The sequence below is a fragment of the Orenia marismortui DSM 5156 genome, assembly GCF_000379025.1.
Taxonomy (GTDB): Bacteria; Bacillota; Halanaerobiia; order Halobacteroidales; family Halobacteroidaceae; genus Orenia; species Orenia marismortui.
This window is the reverse complement of record NZ_KB900620.1, coordinates 54,802-75,593: the sequence shown is the minus strand read 5'-3', so window position 1 is coordinate 75,593 and position 20,792 is coordinate 54,802. Positions and strand designations below refer to the sequence as shown.

Here is a 20,792-nt window from a genome sequence, read left to right as displayed (position 1 = left end):
GTGCTTTAAACCTTGATATAGTAATGGTACCGAAGGTGGGACTCGAACCCACACGATCGCAAGGACCATTGGATTTTGAATCCAACGCGTCTGCCAATTCCGCCACTTCGGCATATTTTATTGAGTTATTTCCTTAACGACAATTAATATAATAACACAGGATATTCTTTAATGCAAGGATTTTTTCGAATTTAAAATCTAGTATAACTCCCTTAAATTTACTTTTATATCAAACTTAAGTTTAGCTTTATTAACTTATTGTTAATATGTCTGTAATCTTTCATTAACAAAGCTATGGTTTAATTTAATAAAATAGCATAATTGTAATTTTTTACTGCATATTATTGAAAAATTTTCAAAGGGGAGTTAAAGAGAATGAGTTTGTTAATAGAATTAGAGGAGAATATTATAAGTAACTGTTTTAGTTTAGATCCTTCTAAAAAAGAATCTAAAATTAGATATCAGGAAGAAAAGATAGAAGTTACGCCAAAACAATTTTTTGACTTGACATATATAACTTCAACTCTTAAAGAATTATTTATAAATCTTAATCAGAATTTATTAGGAATCAATATGAACAGAAGCATTATTCTATCTGCTAAACATGGTACAGGAAAAACCCATGCTTTATTGGCTTTATATAATCTATTTCAAGCCCCTGAAGTAGCAGAAGATTATCTTAAAGAGAATAAGATAAAGCTCAATAAATTTACCATTACAGAAATAAAGAATAATAGTCAAAGTTGTATTTTAGACCTTAGCAAAGAGAAAACAGATAAAATTTGGGAAGTAATTTTTAATAAATTGGATAAGAAAGATATACTTAAGAATATTTATGGTTATCCAGAAGTTGATGAAATTAGAGAATTAATTAATAATAAATATACATTAATTTTAATAGATGGTTTAAAAGAATACTTTGATAGCATTGATGATGAAAGAGAAGACTACTTGCTTGAAGCCAACAAGATATTTTTGACTACTCTATTAAAAGAAGCAAAAGAAAATGACAAGTTAATTATTGGTCTAGGAACTTTAGAAGATAATCAAATAATAGCAGACATTAATAATGAATTAGAAATTAGAGTAAAGAATATGAATAACTTAGATGAATGCAGAGAAATTATTTTCAATCGTTTATTTAAAAACAAGAAGACTAAACGAAAAGAAATAAAAGAAGTAATAGATAAATATCTAGAAGAATACCAGAGAATAGGATTTTCTTTTAAGAATATAGAGCAAGTAAGAGAAAACTTTATTAACTCTTATCCCTTTCATCCTCAATTACTTAATTATATAATTAAGTCTTATCAAAAATATTGCACTTATCTACCTAAACCCATGAATCATATTAAAATATTAGCTAAATTAGTCAAAGAAAATTATCAAGACAAAGAATTAATTCTACTATCTGATCTTAATACTAAACTATTTGAGAAAATTAATATAGGTATTACTGAAGCTTTTCAAGAGAATTTACTTGATTGTGTAGACAAAGGAGAATATTGTAGTGATATTCTAAAGATCATCTTTTTAGTTCAGATTAGTGAAGATAGATTTGTAAGCCAGGAAGAGATTTTACAAGGATTAGTTATGCCAGATAAGAATAACGCAAAAGCAATAGAAGAAAATTTAAAACGGGTTATAAATCATAGTAGCCAATTAATTACAGAGAATTTGAAATACAAAATTAAAGTTGATAAAGATATTATTACTTTAATTAATGAAAAACTTCCCAAAATGGATCGAAGAAAAGCTCAAAATAAATTATTATCCTTTTTTAGAGAGAACTTTGTTGACTTTGATTACAAGATATATAATTTTGATCAAATTAAAGATGATTCAGACTTTAAAGTAGTATTATTACTTACACCACCAGAATCTAAAAAAGAATTAATAAAAGAAATTAAAAATAAAATTTATAATAGAAACTTCAAAAATAATTTATTGATTATTAAAGCTGATAAAAGTATTTGTACTCCAGAAAATATAAATACAATTAAAAAGATAAATTTATTAGATCAATTAAAAGAAGGAGAAAACAATTTCTTTAATAGTGAAGTTGAATTGTTCAGAGACTTGCTAGAAGATCAATTAAGGAAAAGTTTAGAAAACTTAAAATATAGCTATTTAATTTGGACTCAAGTTCAAGGAAAGATAGATTTAGTAGAAAAGAAGATTGAAAGCTTAAATATAAATCTAAAAGAAGAAATAGAAGCTGACTTTACTACAATAGAAAAATATATTAAAAGAAAATTAAATGAAAGAAAGAAAATTACAGTTGAAGAATTATTACTTGAGACAAAAAAGAATATATTTAATCCAATAATAATTCAAGATCAAACTTTTTATAATGTAATTAAAAAGTTAAGTATTAAAGATGAAATCTATATTTCAAAGAACAATGAAGTTTATAATAAGAGTAAAGAACTATTATTGAAATATATTTTAAGTATATTAGAACAGAAGTGTTCTTTAGCTATTCAAGATTTGATTTATAGGATAGAAGAGAATATAGAACTAAATTTTAAAGTAGATCAGCAGGAGCTATATGATTTATTGATAGCTTTACATAAGGGTCAAAAGATATTTTTTGATAAGAATAATAATTGTATTTATAAAGACAATTCTGTACTGATTCAAGAAAAGGTAGCAGAGATAAATAACAAAGAGGCAAGAAAAGAGTTGTTTGATTATATAAAAGAAGAGTTATTTGATATAGAAATACAGATATATGGTCATGATCAAATAAAAGATAATAAAAAAGTAAAAGTATTACTATTAGATATCAGTCATAAGCTAGTAGCAAGCAATTTGGAGAAATATGCAAATAATTCATTGCTGTACAGAAGAGAATTAGAATTCTTTCTAAATGATAAGATCTATAAAAAATTAAAATATAAGAATACTCTAGCTATAATTAAGCCTAAAGAAGATTTATTTTCTGTAGAAATTATTAATTTGATCAAAGAAATAATTGCTATCCGAAATTCAGATAGTATAAGAAAAGAATCAGGAGTATTAAATGAAAAGAAAAGAATATTAAATAATTTATTACAGAATATTAATTGGTTATATCTCAAATGGGAGCAAGATACTAAGGGGATAAAGCTTAAGCAAGAGAAGATTAGTATTGATAATATATTAGAAGAGATAAAGCCTGATTTCAATTTGGCTAAAGGCTTAGTTAAAGCAGAGATTGATAATAGAGGTGATAAAATTTATACAGAAGAATTATTAGAGGGGTTTAAACAAGATAGAAGCAAAATTTTTCTTATTGAAGATGAGTTTTTTGATGCTTTAATTGATGAATTAAGAGTTGAGAACTATCTCTTTACAGCTAGCAATAATAAATTAATATATAAAGATATAAGGACTTTAATTAAAGATCAATTAAGAGAAGTCGATGATAATATTGCTAAAGAGAGACTAATAGCCCTAATTTCAAAAGATCTATTTGGACAAGAATTCAAAGTTTATAGTTATCATCAATTAGAAGATAAAAATGATTTAGAATATGTGATTTTATTAAATGATTTATATAGTGATGATAGATTAAAAGAATTTCTTGAAGATAATATTTATCATGGTCGCAAATTTCAAAATACATTAGTAATTATTAAAGCAAATGAAAATATTTTAGTAGAAGAAAATATTATTTTAATGAAAAAAATTTTACTACTGGAAGAGTTAAAAGCGAATATAGGGATTAGAACTAAGTTGAAAGAAAAGAAGAAGCAATTATTACATAATCTTAGAAGTTCTTTTGGTGTTTATTTAAGATGGTTTGCTAAAGATGGAGAAGTAAAATTGTCTAAGGAAGATTTAGAATATGAAAGCTTTAATTTGTCTCAAATGATTAAGAGTGATAGATTATTATTAAAGGAGTTTATTCTAAGAGAGATTAAGGGTAAGACAGCAGGAGTTTTAATAGAAAAACTATTATCCTGTTGTAAAAGTTATAGGCACAATCCATTTATTTCTGATGATATTATTTTTTATCAGGTCATTGAGCAATTATACGATAGTAGTAAAATTACTCTTAAAGATAAAAATTCTAAAGTATATTATGAAGAGAAAATTATTATCAATAAAGATATGGTGCTATTAGATAGTAATATTAATTTTGATAATCAGAAGGCGAATTAGATTATAAACTAAGGAAGAATTATAATTGTTATATAGATTGAATTAAAGAATCTCATTAAAATATAAGTACTTACTAAAATAATTTTTAGCCATGAATTAACATGAATAAAAGAACCTTAAAAATTAAAATTTCACGAAGGGTTATATTTCCAAACTCAGAGGGCAATGACTGAGGAAGCACTCTTGGTTGACTTACTCAGGTATTGTAGCTATTGGCTAACAGTTAATGGCTACTAGCTAATAAATAAGGTCAGAACTTAATTAGATTTTAATCAGCGTCAAAAAAAGATTTAGCTTTCAATTTGTTTCTAAGTAAATTTAAATTATTAGTTCAACTTATATAGTAATGATAAATGAAAAATAGTCAGGATAATTATCCTGACTATTTTAATTCTTAAATTGAATTATGATAATAGATCACTTCTACTCATAACCTCTTTTAGAGCAGTTGTGATAGCAGTATTTTTAGCTACCTCTTTAGCTGTTTCCCAATCTTTATTAGATGCTGCTTCAATTAATTCTACTGGAAGATTTGTATTGATAGAGATTGCTTCAATCAATCTATCTTTAGCAGCAAGCTCTAATTGATTCCAGTCCTGATTGAACATAGCTTGAACTTCACTAATTGTTAATCCTTCTTCTAATAATGTCATTGTTACCTCTTGCTTTAGACGAGGAGTAACAGCTTCCCAATCACCATCAGCAATTGAGACCAATTCTTCTGCACTTAGAATATTATTAGTTAGATCACTCACCTTGTTACCCACATCTTCTTTAGTAATTAAGCCAAAGGCTTTTAGGTAAGTTACATTGTTAGATTCATTTAATAATAGATAAGCTTCATCAGAAACAAGCATCTCATCTAGGTTGACTAGACGGTTATTTCGACCGATTAAAGTATTTGAAGAAAGCTTAAAGTTTTTGATTTCATCTCCAACTTTTACTTTAACCTTTCTAGCTAAAGGATAAGTTTCAATGATTTGTCCTTCTACTTTTTTCAATCCTTTTAGCTTAGCTAATAACTTGGCACTCTCTGCTCTAGTTACATAATTATTAGGTTTGAAATTACCATCAGGGTATCCATTAATAATATTTAATCTAGTAGCCAAAGAGATTAGGTTATTTGCCCAATGATTTTCATTAATATCAAAGTAGAAGTTACCATCTAATTCGATTGTTTTTTGTTCATCATTTAAGCTTAAACTACGTCCTAGCATTGTAATAATTTCTGCTCTTGTGATCTTCTTTTCTGGTCTAAAGGTTTTATCGGGATATCCAGTAATGATCCCTCTTTTTACTAGAGCAGAGATATAACCTTTTGATGGGTGATTGCTAATATCAGTAAGCTCTGAATTTGTAGAAGTTTCTAAATTCATTGCTTTAGCTAAAGAATAAGCAAATTCACCTCTAGTAGTTGCCTGGTTAGGATGAAACTTTCCATCTTTGTAGACATACATGATCCCCTCATCAAGTAATGGGCTAATATATTCTAAAGCCCAATGGTTTGTAGCTATATCTTCTGGTCTATAAGCCATAACAGGTAAAGCCAAAGACATTATTATTGTCAAAGTTAAAAGACTTGTGATAATTCTTTTCTTCATTTTTTACTAACCCCTTTCTAAATTCTTAAATTACATTAAAATACTAACATATATTTACGGAAATATCCATATGATCCTCTTTGTAATTTGTGGTAATTAATTTCTCTTAGCTTAACAATTTTAAAACTGATCTGTATATTATAAAAATGGGGAGATATTCGTGATAATACTCATGTAGATCCTATTATGAATATAGATATACAATTTTAGAAAAGAATTTAAATACAGAACTATAGATAGATAAAGTGACAGTTTCGGAGTTAGGCGTTAGGAGCTAGGACATAGAAAAGATCTTACTAACTCCTATGACCTATGACCTAGCACCTAAAAGTGTCTCTTTATACTCTTTAGACCTATATGACTTATTAAAGTCTAGGAATTAACTATATTAATTTGTCAAAATATGGTTTGCGAGCATATAATAATGCAAGTGAATATTTACAAACTATAATTAAGACTAGGAGGTATGTTTTAATGAAGAAATCTTGTTCTAAAAAAGGATGTAAGAGTAAGAAAAGAAGAAGATCTAAAAAGAAAAGAAAAAAATAAATTCTTATCAGAGAAGAATAATTACTAGAATATTCGATGGCTACCTTTAGGGTAGTCTTTTTTTAGCTGGAAATAATTTATAGATTAGGAGTTGTAGGGTATACTAGAAATTGTTTAAATAAGTAGTTCAGGGGTCTTTTTAAAGGATTTTAGCTTTTTTTAATGAATAACTGTAGAGTAGTTAGTAATAAAATTAGCTCTATTTAAGAGTTAAAATAGATTTGGATAAAGTAATTTTTTAAGGAGGAGAATATTTTGTCACAAAAAGAATTATACTTATTGGACGGAAATAGTTTAACTTATCGTGCATTTTATGCATTGCCAACGACATTAACTAAATCAGATGGAACAATTACCAATGCTGTTTTTGGTTTTACTCGGATGTTATTGACTTTAATTGATAATGAAGCACCTGATGCAATTGGAGTTGCCTTTGATGTTGGGAAGAAAACCTTTCGCCATCAGGCTTATGAAGATTATAAGGGAACAAGGGAGAAGACTCCTGATGAATTGAGACCACAATTTGAATTAGTAAGAGAGGTACTAAAAGCTTTAAAGATACCATTCTTTCAAATGGAGGAGTATGAAGCAGATGATTTAATTGGTACTTTAGCCAAAAGAGCAGAAGAAGAAGGTTATAAGGTTACTATTGTAACTGGAGATCGAGATGCTCTACAATTAATCAGTGATAATATTCGAGTTATGTACACAAGAAGAGGTATTACTGATATTGTTGATTATAATTTAGATAAATTTAGAGAAGATTATGAGTTAGAGCCAATTCAGTTAATCGATAAGAAGGGATTAATGGGTGATACTTCAGATAATATTCCTGGTGTTGATGGAATAGGAGATAAGACATCTACTAAATTATTAAAGGAATTTGGTACATTAGAGAATATATTAGAGAATATAGATAAGGTAGGAGGAAAGAAGAGAAAGGCTACCTTAAAAGAACAGTCTGATAGAGCAAGGATGAGTAAGGATTTAGCAACTATTAAGTTAGATATTCCAATAGATGTTGATTTTGAAAGCTTAAAGATGTCTGATTTTAATAATGATCAGGCTTATGATCTATTTACTGATCTAGAATTTACTAGTTTAATCTCTTATATTGGTGGACATAAAGAGGTAAAGGATTCTGAATATGAGGAGATAGATTCTCTAAATGACTTTAAGAATTTAGACTTAGCTGAGAGAATAGCAGTGAATTTAGAGTTAAGTGGTGATAAATTAGCTAGAAGCCTAGCAAGTATAACTATTTCATTAGCAGATAATCAGAATTATTACATAAAACTAAGTGAAAAAGAGTTACTTGAAGGTTTAAAAGAGGTTATTGAAGATAAAGAAATTCTAATGTTAGAAGGAAAAGAGCAGATTAGATATCTATTAAAGCAAGGGATTAAGATTAATCCTTTATCTTTTGAACCTTTATTGGCGGATTATCTTCTAAAACCTAGTGAGCAGGAAAAGAGTTTTGAACAGTTAGTACAAGGACATATGCAACGTACCTTGCCAGAGGTAGAAGGGAAAGACTTATTAGTCTTAAAGACACAATTGTTATTTGATTTAGAAGAAAAATTAATCGCTGCATTAGAAGATAATGATCTATTAAAGCTATACCATGAAGTAGAATTACCATTAATTAATGTCTTAGCAGAATTAGAGTTAAATGGTATTAAAGTAAGCAAATCGGGACTTGAAAAGTTAAATGCTAGGTTTAAAGAGAAGATTAAAGAGATAGAAGAAGAAATTTATGAGTTAGCAGATGAAGAGTTTAATGTCAATTCTCCAAAGCAATTAGGAGTAATATTATTTGAGAAATTAGGTTTACCAGTAATCAAAAAGACTAAAACTGGATACTCTACTAGTGCTAGTGTATTGGAGAAATTAGAAGCTAAGCATGAGATCATTCCTTTAATCTCTCAATATCGTACTTATACTAAATTACAGTCTACTTATGTTGCCCCATTAGAAGACTATATTAATGAAGAGACTGGAAGAATACATACTACTTTTAATCAGCGGGTAACTGCAACAGGCCGTTTAAGTAGTGCTGATCCTAATCTACAGAACATTCCAATCAGAAGTGAAGAAGGCAGAGAGATTAGAGGAGTATTTGTAGCAGAAGAAGGTAAGAAATTATTAGCAGCCGATTATTCTCAAATTGAGTTAAGGGTATTGGCACATATTTCTGATGATGAAGGTTTGAAAGAAGCCTATGAAGAAGGTTTAGATATTCACACTAAGACTGCTAGTGAAATCTTTGATATTCCCTTAGATGAAGTAACTAGTAATGAACGGCGTAAAGCGAAGGCAGTTAATTTTGGAATTGCTTATGGAATTAGTGATTGGGGATTAGCTAAGAGATTGAATATTAGTAATAAAGAGGCACAAGAGTTTATTGAACTATATTTTAGCCGCTATCCAAAGGTTAAAGAATATATGGATAATACTATTAAGCAAGCAAAAGAAGAAGGCTATGTAACAACTGTCTTCAATCGTAAGAGATACTTATCAGATATTAATAGTAAGAATTACCACCGTCGAGAATTTGCTAAGAGAATGGCAATCAATACTCCAATTCAAGGTACTGCTGCTGATATTATGAAGATAGCAACTATTGATGTAGCAGAAGCTCTGAAAGAAGAAGGATTATTAGCAGAAGTCTTATTACAGGTTCATGATGAATTGGTCTTAGAAGTAGCAGAGGCAGAATTAGAGAAAGTAAGCAAATTGGTCAAAGAGAAGATGGAAAAAGCTGTTCAATTAGATGTTCACTTAGAGGTAGATGTGAAGGTTGGAGATAATTGGAATGATATGGAGTAAATTCAGTGACAAGTAAGCAGTAACAAGTGACGAGGAAAGATTTATGCAGTGTCTGGTCACGACCAGACACTGTAACAAGATTAATATATAATAAAGAATTTTTCTTTATAAACTCGTCACCCGTCACTTTGTCACTCGTTACTTTACTTAAAAGGGGGTTATAAATTGTTATCACACAAACTAATTAAGCAAATCCTACAGGTTGCTTTAGAGAATGGTGGGGATTTTGCTGAAATTTATTTTGAAGACTCTATCAGTAATGTAATGACTTTAGAGAATTCAAAGATAGAAAAAGTTAAGACAGGTTATGACTTAGGTGTTGGTGTTAGAGTTTTAACTGGGGATAAAGTTTCTTATGCCTATACTGATGACTTAAGTAAAGCATCTCTATTACAGGTAGCTAAAGTAGCAGGAGCGGCTAGTAGAGGTAAGAGTAAAGTATCAGTAGTAGATTTGAAAAAAGGAAATCTAGCAATGATTCATTCGATTAAGAAGAGACCAGAAGATATAGCTAAAGTAAAGAAAGCTACTATTATGCAGAAAGCAAACCAAGCTGCTTTGGACTATGATGAGAGTATTAAGCAGGTTATAGTTAGTTATATGGATAATACCCAAAAAATTATGATTGCCAATTCAGAGGGTTTATATGTTGAAGATGAAAGAATTCATACTCGAATGATGGCTAGAGCTATTGCTAGTGATGGTAATCAGATTCAAACAGGAAGTGAGAGCCCTGGTTTACATATGGGATTTGAGTTATTTGATAAATATCCACCTGAAGAGATAGGTAGAGAGGCTGCTCGTCAAGCCGTTACTATGCTAAAGGCTGAAGCAGCACCATCAGGAAAAATGCCTGTTGTAATTAATAATGGATTTGGTGGTGTTTTATTCCATGAAGCTTGTGGACATGGGCTAGAAGCTGATGCGATTCAGAAAAATTCATCAGTATTTGCTGGAAAGCTAGGTCAACAAGTAGCCTCTAAAATTGTTACTGCTGTTGATGATGGAACAGTATCTAATGGATGGGGTTCTTATGGTGTAGATGATGAAGGAAACTCAGCTCAAAGAACAGTTTTAATTAAGGATGGAATACTAGAGGATTATATGTATGACTTTAAAACCTCTAAAAAAGAAGGAAGATCTTCCACAGGAAATGGTAGAAGAGATTCTTATCAATCGATACCTATTCCTCGAATGACTAATACCTTTATCGAAAAGGGCGATTCCAAGCCAGAGGAGATTATTACTGCTGTAGATGATGGATTATATGCTAAGAAATTAAGTGGTGGTCAAGTTGATACTGCTACAGGGGAGTTTGTATTTACAGTAGCAGAAGGGTATTTAATCAAAAAGGGAAAGCTAGCTGAAGCAGTACGTGGAGCTACCTTAGTTGGAAGAGGGATAGATGTACTAAATAAGATTTCTATGGTTGGTGATGATCTAGAATTAGCCCCTGGTATGTGTGGTAAAGATGGTCAAAGTATTGCAGCAGCTGTGGGGCAACCGACTTTATTAGTTGATGAGATTACTGTTGGAGGAACAGAAAGGAGGGGGGAATAAGATTATGGGATTAAATTTAACAACTTTGATAGAAAAGGCCCAAAAATTAGGTGCAGACGATGTAGAGTTATATTATGAACGGTCAGAAGATAATAATATAGAAGTTTATCAAGGAGAAGTCGAAAGCCTTGAATCAGCTCATTCCAAAGGATTGGGAATTAGAGTTTTAGTTAATCAAAAGATGGGTTTTGCCTATACTGCTAATTTCAATGAGGATATTTTAGAAGAGGTAATAAAAGAAGCAATTGCTAATGCTGAAATAGCAGAAAAGGATGAGTACAGAATCTTAGCTGAAGGAGATTATAGTTATAAGAAGCTTAATATTTATGACTCTAACTTTAAGCAAAATAATATTGAGGATAAAATTGATTTAGTTTTGAAGATGGAAGAAGCTGCCGCAGACTATAGTGACAAGATAGAAGGGGTAGTTAGTGTTGGGTATGGTGATAATATTTCAGAGATTACTATTGTTAATTCCAATGGTTTAAATCAGAGCTACAAAAGTAATGTTTGTTATGCTTATATATATGTAATCGCAAGTACAGGTGAAGATAAGCAGACAGCTTCAGCACTATGTTATGCTAGAAATTTAAAGGATTTAACTCCTGTTAAGACTGGTGAAGAAGCAGCTAAGAATGCTATTAAATTATTAGGAGGAAGAGCTGTTAAATCTCAAGAGGCGCCAGTTATCTTTACTCCTAAAGTTGGTAGTATGTTCATGTATGTCTTATCTAATGCCTTAACTGCTGAAGCAGTACAGAAAAAAAGATCACTTTTTATGGATAAGCTAGATCAAGTTGTAGCAGCAAAGGGTGTAAATATTATTGATGATGGAACTTTAGAAGAGGGATTAGCTAGTGCTCCTTTTGATAGTGAAGGAGTTCCTTGTTCTCCTACAGATATTATAAAAGAAGGAGTATTAAGCAATTATCTATATGATACTTATACTGCTAAAAAAGATGGTGTAGAATCAACAGGTAATGCAGAGCGAGGTTCATATCGAGGTATTCCTGCTGTGTCACCAAGTAATTTCTATTTAGCAGGTGGAGATAAAGAACCAGAAGAGATTATTGCAGGTGTAGATAATGGATTTTATCTTCATAAGGTATCTGGATTAGTAACCGGGGGAGCAAATCCTATTTCTGGAGATTTTTCTGTAGGTGCTACAGGACAATGGATTGAAGATGGGAAGATTAAAGGAGCAGTAAGTGAAGTTACGATTGCAGGCAACTTAATTGATTTTCTTAAGGATATAGATGAATTAGGCAATGATTTGAAGTTTAATCCTATGATTGGTTCCTTTGGTTCTCCAACTTTTAAGTTGAAGAAATTAGCGATAAGTGGGTCATAGAAAATTTAGAATTGATAATGGATAATTGAGAATTAAAACATCGTAACGCCCTAGTCCCTCTTAGTCTTAAGAGGGGGTTTAAGTTCCTCTCTCTGTAGAAGGGAAATTATCTTCATAAATCTTTTTAGATGAAGATGATGACCACGGAGAGTCTCATTGAGACTCATAGGAAGAGAGAGGTTAGGAGATTTCTTTTATCACGGAGTGGTCGTTAGACCCTTAGAGAGAGTTTGAGTTTTTAATTTCAAATTACCAATAATTAAAGTCATAATCCTTTCTAACTTTAGTTAAACTAAGCTTAGAAAGGGGAAGATGGTATGGAAGAGAGTTTATATTACTGTCCAATTTGTGATCAGGATACTTTACATGATGTATTAGGAGAGAATAGTGATAATATCAGTATTCAATGTACTCTTTGTCATACTAAGACTGTTGCTGAGCCAGAGAACTTTCATAACTATGAAGAAGTATCTATGGGTTGGGATGAAGAGATAAAATCAATTTTAGATAGTTGGGAAGATTAGTATAAGGTCTTTAATCATAATATTATGATTAAAGACCTTTAAAAGTGAAAGGGGATAGATATGAAAGAACATAGCCATGAGATTAGAGTTACTTATGAAGAAACTGATAAGATGGGAGTAGTTTATTATGCTAATTACTTACGTTGGTTCGAGGTTGGGAGAACAGAATTTTTAAGAGAAGAAGGTTTGACATATAGAGATTTAGAAGATAAGGGTGTCTTATTACCAGTTTTAGAATCACACTGTAACTATCATCATCCAGCTTTGTATGATGATTTAGTTAGAATTTTTACTAAGATTAAAGATCTACGTAGAACTAAGGTAAGCTTTGAATATGAGATAATTCGGGTAGAGGATAATAAGCTACTTACAAGCGGTAGTACTGTTCATCCTTTTGTTAATAATGAATTTAAACCTATTTCTTTAAAAAAGAAATTCCCTAAGTTATGGGAGATAATTAATCTAAATTTTGATAATAAAAAATAAAGTATGTTATAATGAAAATAATAAGGTTAAAGATATTATTAAGTACAAGGTTATTTTTCAAATAAATTTTAAAATTATTCTTTCATTCAAACAGTAATTTTTATTATTTAAGGTCTTTGAAAAGTAAGAGCTATATTATGATAAACTTGATTTTAATTAAAAGTTGATTTATAGGGTGATAATTAAAGGTTATATTAATAAGTACTAATAGTTTTCCCTAATGGAATTTTTGCTATAGTAAAAAGTAAGGTATTCTTTTAGGACGGAAGCTGACTTTTACTTTGTTTTGGAAATGAAAATTATTGCATTACCTATCTAATTAATTTCTCTATTGATATATGATATTATTTAAACTTAAAAAGGAGGAAGAGAAAAATGCCTGAACTACCAGAAGTACAGACTGTAGTAGATACATTATATCCAAGAATTTTAGATAAAGAGATTGTAGATGTAGAAGTTAAACGAGAAGAATTGATTGCTAATGTAGATAGTCAAGAGTTTAAGAATAGATTAATTGATGTTAAAATTAATAATGTAAGAAGAAGAGGAAAATATATAATTATTGAATTAGATAGTGGAGAATATCTTGTTGGACATTTGAGGATGACAGGTTATTTCTTCTATGCAGAACCGGGAGTTGCCAGTACTAAGTATGACTGTATCTTCTTTAAGTTTAAGGATGGAGATGAATTAAGGTTAGGTAGTAAAAGAAAATTCACCCGAATTTATCTAGTTGATGATTTAAATGAAGCTGGAAGTTTAACCAAATTAGGTCCAGAGCCTTTAAGTGATGAATTTACTTTAGAGAAGTTTAAAGAGATGCTTTCCACTCGTAGAGGTAAAATAAAACCATTACTTCTAAATCAAAGATTTTTAGCTGGATTGGGAAATATTTATGTTGATGAAGCTTTATTCTTATCTAAGATTCATCCTTTAAGAACTGCTGATACAATTACTGAAAAAGAAAGTAGTAATTTATATTATGCTATTCGTAAGGTCTTAAGTGATGGGATTGAGCATAGAGGTACTACCAAGTGGGATTATGTAGATGCTAGTGGAGAGTCAGGTAGTCATCAAAATTATTTAATGGTTTATGATAAAGCAGGAGAAGAATGTAGTGAATGTGGTACAAAATTAGAAAAGATTAAAGTAGGAGGACGTGGAACTTATTTTTGTCCGAATTGTCAAGAGCAGGGGGAATAATTTGAAATGGGACTATTGAGGTTAAGTGGGGCAAGTAAATATTACCCAGAAAAAGTGATCTTTGAAGATATATCATTGCAGATTGCCAAAAAAGATAGAGTTGGGTTAATTGGTGTCAATGGAACGGGTAAGTCTACACTAATGAAAATTTTTATTGGTCAAGAGTATTTAGATGATGGAGAATTATTAAGCAGTAATGATTTAGATATAGGTTATTTAGCCCAAGATTTTGGCTTGCAATTAGATAATCCTCTTTATGAAGAGATGTTAACAGTATTTGAGGATGTTTTTAGATTAGAAGAGAAGTTAAGGGATTTAGAATTAGAGATGAGCAAGACCCAAGATTTAGAGAAAGTAATGAATCGTTATAGCCGCTTAAGAGAAAAATATGAAAAGAGTGGTGGTTATCAAATTGAAAGCAGAATTAAGGGAGTACTTAAGGGGTTAGGGTTTTCGGAAAGTTATTTTACTTCTAAATTATCAAATTTCAGTGGTGGAGAGAAGACAAGAGCTGCTTTAGCAAAATTATTATTACAAGAACCTGAATTATTATTATTAGATGAACCTACTAACCATCTTGATCTAGAATCTAAAGAATGGTTAGAAGACTATCTAATTAGTTATCCTGGAGCTATGGTTATTATTTCTCATGACCGTTACTTCTTGGATAAGGTAGTTAATAGAGTTTGGGAATTAGAAAAGGGGCGTTTAGAAAAGTATAAAGGCAATTATTCATTTTATTTAAAAGAAAAGCCTCAACGGTTATTAACTTGGCAACGAGAATATGAGAAGCAGCAAGAAAAGATTGAAAAGACAGAAGCTTATATTAGGAAGTATAAAGCTGGTATTAAGTCTAAGCAGGCTAGAGGAAGGCAAAAGCAATTAGATAGAATGGAGAGAATTCCTAAGCCTCCTACTCTTAGCAAAGCCAAGATTAAATTTAATTCAGAGACTGTAAGTGGTGAAGAAGTAGTAGAAGTTGATAGTTTAGTAAAATATTATGAAGATGATTTAATCTTTAGAGATGTTAATTTTAAAATTTATCGTGGTGAAAAGATAGCATTAGTAGGGTCTAATGGAAGTGGTAAGTCAACATTGTTTAAAGTTTTATTAGATAAGATAGATCATAAAACAGGCAAGATTAAATTTGGTACTAAAGTAAAGGTAGGTTATTTTTCTCAAGAGCATGAAGAATTAAGTTTAGAATATAATCTGATTGAAGAGATGATGAAGGTTAAAGATGTAACAAAAAGTCAAGCTCGTGATATTTTAGCTAGATTTTTATTTAAAGGTGATGATGTCTTAAGAAAGGTAGGGACTTTAAGCGGAGGGGAAAAAGGAAGGCTTGCCTTAGCTAAGCTGTCAGTTCAAGATTTTAATCTATTATTATTAGATGAGCCGACAAATCATCTTGATATTCAATCAAAAGAACTATTAGAAGAAGCTTTAAAAGAATTTCCAGGAACTATTTTGATGATCTCTCATGATCGCTATTTCTTAGATAAGTTAATTAATAAGGTATTTGCTCTACAAGAGAAGACCTTAGTAGAGTACTTAGGTAATTATTCTTCCTACCGTAAACAGTATTTAAAAGTTTTAGAAGAGAAAGCAATTAAAGAGAAGATGAAAAAAGATAAAATCATTAAAAATACCGTAAAAGAGAAGAAGAAAAAGGTTGATTTAGAGAAGTTGGAAGAAGATATTATGAATTTAGAGACTAAAGTATTAGACTTGGAGAAGAAATTTAACCTTGAAGAATTCTGTATGGATTCTGATAAATTAGCTGAATTAACTGAGGAATATCAAAATGCAAAAAAAGAATTAGAAGAATATTACATTATATGGGAAGAAGCTATTTAATCACATTGTTCTCTCCTTTGTCATACTCTAACTATAGATATTAGAGTTATGATGAAGGGGGGATTAATATGGCTATTTTGCCTATATTTATTTTAGCATTAGCAGTTAGTTTAGATGGCTTTATAGTTGGAATTACTTATGGATTGAAGAAGATAGAGATTACTTTTTTGCCTATTTTAATAATTAGTTGTGCTTCAGGAATTACTATGTTAGTATCTATGAGTTTAGGTAATTTATTAGCTGGTTTTCTTTCGCCAAATTTAGCAGAGAAAGCTGGGGGTGGATTGTTGATTATTATTGGTATTTGGCTCTTTTATCAATCGCTTATAGAATTTATACATAAGAATAGTGATCATAGAGAAGCTCCCAAAGAAATTTTTAGTCTTAAAATTGAGTCATTAGGATTGATTATAAATATTTTAAGGGAGCCCATTAAAGCAGATATGGATTATTCTGGAGCGATTAGTAATAAGGAAGCTGTATTTTTGGGAGTGGCTTTAGCTTTAGATGCTTTTGGAGCAGGTATTGCAGCAGCAATGACTGGATATAATTCTATTATAACTGCCCTATCTATTAGTATCTTTAAATTTTTCTTATTATCTGGAGGAATTTATTTAGGAAAGCATATGGAATCTGTATTATTAAATGATAAAATTAGATTATTACCAGGTATAATTTTAATTTTATTAGGGCTTTTAAAATTTTACTAAACTGGCCATTAGCGAGAAGTTAATAGTCAACAGCTAAGGATCAAATATAGAAAAGGAGAGTTAAAATTGAAAATTGGTTTAACTGGTGGGATTTCTAGTGGTAAGAGTACAGTCTCAAATTATCTAAAGGAGTTTGGTGCTACTGTAATAGATGCAGACCAGGTTGCTCATAAGTTAATGGAAGCAGAAAAAGAGCTATGGCAAAGGATAGTTGAAGAGTTTGGTGAAGAGATACTATTAGATAATAAAGAGATAAATCGCCAAAAATTAGGGAAGATAATATTTAATGATCATCAAGCTAAAGAGTTGCTCGATGAGATTTCTCATCCAATTATAATTACTAAAATTAAAGAGGAAATGGATAGATTAGCTAACATAAGCGACATAATAATTGTAGATGTACCATTATTGATTGAGGCCGATATGCTTGATCTCTTTGATCAGATTTGTTTGGTATATGTAGATAGAGAAGTACAGATAAAGAGGCTAATGAAAAGAGATGAGATAGATAAAGAATCAGCTATTGCCAAAATTCAATCTCAAATTCCATTAAAAGAAAAAAGAAGATATGCTAATATAATTATTAATAATAATGGTAGTAAAGATGAACTAAAAATTAAAGTAAAAAAATTATGGGAAGATTTGAAAGAAGATTAAGTTTGATTTATATAAATCAAACTTAATCTTAAAATTGATTATAGGAGTGTTAATTTTGGTAATTAATTTTGGGAAAGTAGTTGTTGTGTTATTATTGATTTTTATCATTGTTTTTGCTTTATTAAATCATAGAACAATTTTGAAATTTGTATATCCTATTAAATATGAAGAAATAATAGTTAGGGAAGCTAAAAAATATAATTTAGATCCTTATTTAGTTATTTCTATAATATATGTTGAAAGTAAGTTTGATTTAGAGGCTACTTCTAATAAAGGTGCTAGAGGTTTAATGCAGATTATGCCAGAAACTGGCAAATGGATTGCTGAGATGATAAATGTTAGTGATTTTCACAGTGATATGTTATATAATCCAGAAATTAATATTAAATATGGTACATGGTATATAGCCAAATTGAAGAATAGATTTAATGATAATATAGCAGTCATGTTGGCAGCATATAATGGTGGAGAAGGAAATGTTGATAAATGGCTTAAAAATAGGGATTGGGATGGTAGCCATGCTAATTTAGATCAAATTCCATTTCTTGAAACTAGAGAATATGTTCATAAAGTTAAAAAAATATACTCTAGATATAGATATATTTATGAAAGATAGAAAAGTATATATTGCTTAATTAGAAAAGCCTATAAACAGCATATATTTGACAAAGAATTAAAAAAAATATATAATTATATTGTTGTAAATTCATATCTATATCGTTTTCCTTGTGTAAAGGGAGGTGTCAAATTTAGCTTGTAATAAGGGGTGACTTATCTAAGTAACCTAGAAATTATTATAAAGTAATAGATAGGAAAAGTTATTTTTAAATTTTTTGTTATGACATTTACAGTAAATTGTTGTTTTTAAGGGCTACTATAAGTGATCTTTAAATCACCTTAAAAGGATATAATCTTTTAAATTTATCATTCGTGTGCAACTTATGGTATTTTTTTCTTTTTTAGGGGTTAATTACATTTTTGCGTTCTATTAGATTTTTTTAATTAATAAATATATTAATAGTAATTATTAAGAATAAATTATTAGTGTAATGAAAGGTGGTAAAATCATGTTAACTTATATTTTACGTAAGAGCTTAATGGCGGTTCCAATTTTAATTGGTCTTGCTACAATAGTGTTCTTGCTGAATTTTGTTTTTGTTCCAGGAGATCCAGTAAGAATAGCTATGGGTCAACATGCAGATCCTGATACAATTGAAATGATTAGAGAAGAGATGGGATTAAATGACCCTCTATATATTCAGTATTTTAGGTTTATTGGGAGGTTATTCAAAGGTGACTTAGGAGAATCTTTTACTTCTAAGAGACCAGTAACAGAAATGATAATAGAACGTTTTCCTGCTACGGCTCAATTAGCTTTTGGTGCTATGGTCATCTCTATTGTTTTAGGAGTAACGGCCGGAGTTATTTCTGCTATTAAACCCTATTCAATATTAGACTATGTATTTATGACTTTAGCTATGGTAGGTGTTTCAATGCCAGTTTATTGGTTAGGTTTAATTTTGATTTGGGTACTTGCACTAAATCTAGACTTATTACCAGTAGGTGGCTATGGAACATGGCAGCATTTACTTTTACCAGCTTTGGCTTTGGGGAGTAGACAAGCTGCTCGTATAGCAAGAATGACTCGTTCTAGTATGTTAGAGGTAATTGGTAAAGACTATATTAAAACAGCTAGAGCAAAAGGTTTAGCGGAAAGAGTTGTAGTTATTAAACATGCATTACGAAATGCTTTAATACCAGTTATTACAGTTATTGGTACACAGTTGGGTTATTTATTAGGTGGTACAGTTATAACTGAAAAGGTATTTTCTTGGCCAGGTGTTGGTCGAATGGCTGTAGATGCTGTAATGAAAAGAGACTTCCCACTAATTCAAGGGACGGTATTATTCTTAGCAGCAATCTTTATTGTAGTTAACCTATTAGTTGATTTAAGTTATGGAGTATTAGATCCAAGAATTAGATATGAGTAATAATATATATATAGTTAGTCAAGGCTTGATCGAGGAAGTAGAAAAAGGAGGTATCAGTAGTGGAAGCAAAAACAGAGATTAATGAAAAAATAGAAGTTTCCAAGCAAGAAGTTCATAGCCCGTGGCGTGATGGGTGGAGAAGGTTAAAAAAGAATAAAATGGCGATGGTAGGATTGTTTATTACTGTGACTTTAATGTTACTGGCTTTATTGGCACCTGTAATTGCTCCGCATGATCCTTATTATTCTCCAGTTATGGAAGATGGTAAGGTAGAGTTATCTATGCAAGGACCAAGTTTACAACATCCTTTTGGAACTGATAAATTGGGTCGTGATATATTCAGTAGAATTATTTATGGTGCACGTATTTCTTTAACAGTTGGATTTATTACCCAAGTAATAGCTTTAATAATTGGTATAGCTTTGGGGGCAGTAGCAGGTTATTATGGAGGATTAGTTGATGATATTGTTTCATATTTGATTAATGTTTTCTTGGCTTTTCCTTTTATGTTATTTGCGATTGCTATTATAGCTGTATTTCAAGATCCAGGTGTAGAGAAGATATTTGTGGCTTTAGGTTTGATAAGTTGGCCAGGTTTGGCTCGGATTGTTAGAGGACAAGTAATGTCTTTGAAAGAAGAAGAATATGTAGAAGCTGCTAAATCTTTAGGAGCCAATGATTTTAGAATTATTATGAAGCATGTTATTCCAAATACTCTAGCTCCAATTATTGTTACAATTACTTTAGGTGTGGCTAGTGCTATTTTGGCAGAGGCTGGCCTTAGTTTCTTAGGGATTGGTATACAACCTCCAATTCCAAGTTGGGGATTAATGTTAAGTACGGGTAAAGAGTATTTAAGAAGTGAACCAAGAATGATGATTTTTCCAGGTTTAGCAATTGCAATTACGGTATTAGGATTTAACTTATTTGGTGATGGATTAAGAGATGCCTTAGATCCTAAGATGAAAGATAAATAAATTAGTCACTAGCTATTGGCTAATAGCGTAAAGATTAAAAGAATTAAGCTAGTAGCCAAGCATTAATAGCTAGCAGCTAATAAGTACTAACGGAGGTGAGAAGATGAGTGAAAAAATATTAGAGGTAAAAGATTTAAAGACACATTTCTTTTTAGATAAAGGAGTAGTAAAGGCTGTAGATGGTGTTAGCTTTAGTATTAATAAAGGTGAAACCTTAGGGATTGTAGGTGAATCTGGTTCAGGTAAGAGTGTAACTTCAGCATCAATTATGCAATTAATCCCGACCCCACCAGGAAAGATAGTAGGTGGAGAGATAAATTTTAAAGGTGAAAACTTATTAGAAAA

At 30.3% G+C, this 20,792-nt stretch carries 15 protein-coding genes and 1 tRNA gene; 14 read left to right on the top strand and 2 right to left on the bottom strand.

From position 1 onward, the window contains the following. Positions 1–24: 24 nt before the first annotated feature. Positions 25–112, bottom strand: a tRNA-Leu gene (locus OREMA_RS0109840). Between the two features lie 263 nt (positions 113–375). On the opposite strand from OREMA_RS0109840, the gene OREMA_RS0109835 reads away from it, so the two are divergent. After that, complete coding sequence (locus OREMA_RS0109835) at positions 376–4,149, top strand: hypothetical protein (protein ID WP_018249092.1); 3,774 nt, start codon at positions 376–378, stop codon at positions 4,147–4,149. A gap of 404 nt (positions 4,150–4,553) precedes the next feature. Here OREMA_RS0109835 and OREMA_RS0109830 read toward each other — a convergent pair whose 3' ends face one another. Next, on the bottom strand, positions 4,554–5,750 hold the full coding sequence (locus OREMA_RS0109830; protein WP_018249091.1) for an S-layer homology domain-containing protein: 1,197 nt from the start codon (positions 5,748–5,750) through the stop codon (positions 4,554–4,556). Positions 5,751–6,554: 804 nt separating this feature from the next. Here OREMA_RS0109830 and polA point away from each other — a divergent pair. The 13 genes from polA to OREMA_RS17610 form a co-directional block, all read left to right on the top strand. Next, positions 6,555–9,128: a DNA polymerase I gene (polA, locus tag OREMA_RS0109825; RefSeq protein WP_018249090.1), complete on the top strand. Its 2,574-nt coding sequence runs from the start codon at positions 6,555–6,557 to the stop codon at positions 9,126–9,128. Between the two features lie 165 nt (positions 9,129–9,293). After that, the gene (locus OREMA_RS0109820) at positions 9,294–10,688 is read left to right on the top strand and encodes a TldD/PmbA family protein (protein ID WP_018249089.1); all 1,395 of its coding nucleotides are present in this window, start codon (positions 9,294–9,296) and stop codon (positions 10,686–10,688) included. A gap of 4 nt (positions 10,689–10,692) precedes the next feature. Continuing rightward, positions 10,693–12,039 carry a TldD/PmbA family protein gene (locus tag OREMA_RS0109815; RefSeq protein ID WP_018249088.1) on the top strand — a complete coding sequence of 449 codons (1,347 nt, stop codon included), beginning with the start codon at positions 10,693–10,695 and terminating at the stop codon, positions 12,037–12,039. Positions 12,040–12,356: 317 nt separating this feature from the next. After that, positions 12,357–12,563 carry a hypothetical protein gene (locus tag OREMA_RS0109810; RefSeq protein ID WP_018249087.1) on the top strand — a complete coding sequence of 69 codons (207 nt, stop codon included), beginning with the start codon at positions 12,357–12,359 and terminating at the stop codon, positions 12,561–12,563. Positions 12,564–12,623: 60 nt separating this feature from the next. Then, positions 12,624–13,049 carry an acyl-CoA thioesterase gene (locus tag OREMA_RS0109805; protein ID WP_018249086.1) on the top strand — a complete coding sequence of 142 codons (426 nt, stop codon included), beginning with the start codon at positions 12,624–12,626 and terminating at the stop codon, positions 13,047–13,049. A gap of 375 nt (positions 13,050–13,424) precedes the next feature. Further along, on the top strand, positions 13,425–14,252 hold the full coding sequence (gene mutM / locus OREMA_RS0109800) for a DNA-formamidopyrimidine glycosylase (RefSeq protein ID WP_018249085.1): 828 nt from the start codon (positions 13,425–13,427) through the stop codon (positions 14,250–14,252). A gap of 6 nt (positions 14,253–14,258) precedes the next feature. After that, entirely contained in the window at positions 14,259–16,112 is a 1,854-nt protein-coding gene (locus OREMA_RS0109795; RefSeq protein WP_018249084.1) for an ABC-F family ATP-binding cassette domain-containing protein, read from the top strand. Positions 16,113–16,180: 68 nt separating this feature from the next. Continuing rightward, the gene (ytaF, locus tag OREMA_RS0109790; protein ID WP_018249083.1) at positions 16,181–16,822 is read left to right on the top strand and encodes a sporulation membrane protein YtaF; all 642 of its coding nucleotides are present in this window, start codon (positions 16,181–16,183) and stop codon (positions 16,820–16,822) included. A 66-nt stretch (positions 16,823–16,888) separates the two neighbouring features. Then, positions 16,889–17,479: a dephospho-CoA kinase gene (gene coaE, locus OREMA_RS0109785; protein WP_018249082.1), complete on the top strand. Its 591-nt coding sequence runs from the start codon at positions 16,889–16,891 to the stop codon at positions 17,477–17,479. Between the two features lie 46 nt (positions 17,480–17,525). Beyond that, a complete protein-coding gene (locus OREMA_RS0109780) occupies positions 17,526–18,095 on the top strand; it encodes a lytic transglycosylase domain-containing protein (RefSeq protein WP_407667766.1) in 570 nt (189 codons plus the stop codon). A 451-nt stretch (positions 18,096–18,546) separates the two neighbouring features. Beyond that, a complete protein-coding gene (gene nikB / locus OREMA_RS0109775; protein WP_018249080.1) occupies positions 18,547–19,470 on the top strand; it encodes a nickel ABC transporter permease in 924 nt (307 codons plus the stop codon). A gap of 59 nt (positions 19,471–19,529) precedes the next feature. Continuing rightward, complete coding sequence (locus tag OREMA_RS0109770; RefSeq protein ID WP_018249079.1) at positions 19,530–20,447, top strand: ABC transporter permease; 918 nt, start codon at positions 19,530–19,532, stop codon at positions 20,445–20,447. A gap of 103 nt (positions 20,448–20,550) precedes the next feature. After that, the coding region (locus OREMA_RS17610) for an ATP-binding cassette domain-containing protein (RefSeq protein WP_040657396.1) at positions 20,551–20,792 on the top strand (242 nt) is incomplete at its 3' end.

Bases quoted from the DNA above. Each gene is read 5' to 3' on its own strand.
- OREMA_RS0109835 (WP_018249092.1), top strand. From the start codon at position 376: ATGAGTTTGTTAATAGAATTAGAGGAGAATATTATAAGTAACTGTTTT.
- OREMA_RS0109830 (WP_018249091.1), bottom strand. From the start codon at position 5,750: ATGAAGAAAAGAATTATCACAAGTCTTTTAACTTTGACAATAATAATG.
- OREMA_RS0109815 (WP_018249088.1), top strand. From the start codon at position 10,693: ATGGGATTAAATTTAACAACTTTGATAGAAAAGGCCCAAAAATTAGGT.
- OREMA_RS0109810 (WP_018249087.1), top strand. From the start codon at position 12,357: ATGGAAGAGAGTTTATATTACTGTCCAATTTGTGATCAGGATACTTTA.
- OREMA_RS0109805 (WP_018249086.1), top strand. From the start codon at position 12,624: ATGAAAGAACATAGCCATGAGATTAGAGTTACTTATGAAGAAACTGAT.
- mutM (WP_018249085.1), top strand. From the start codon at position 13,425: ATGCCTGAACTACCAGAAGTACAGACTGTAGTAGATACATTATATCCA.
- OREMA_RS0109795 (WP_018249084.1), top strand. From the start codon at position 14,259: ATGGGACTATTGAGGTTAAGTGGGGCAAGTAAATATTACCCAGAAAAA.
- ytaF (WP_018249083.1), top strand. From the start codon at position 16,181: ATGGCTATTTTGCCTATATTTATTTTAGCATTAGCAGTTAGTTTAGAT.
- nikB (WP_018249080.1), top strand. From the start codon at position 18,547: ATGTTAACTTATATTTTACGTAAGAGCTTAATGGCGGTTCCAATTTTA.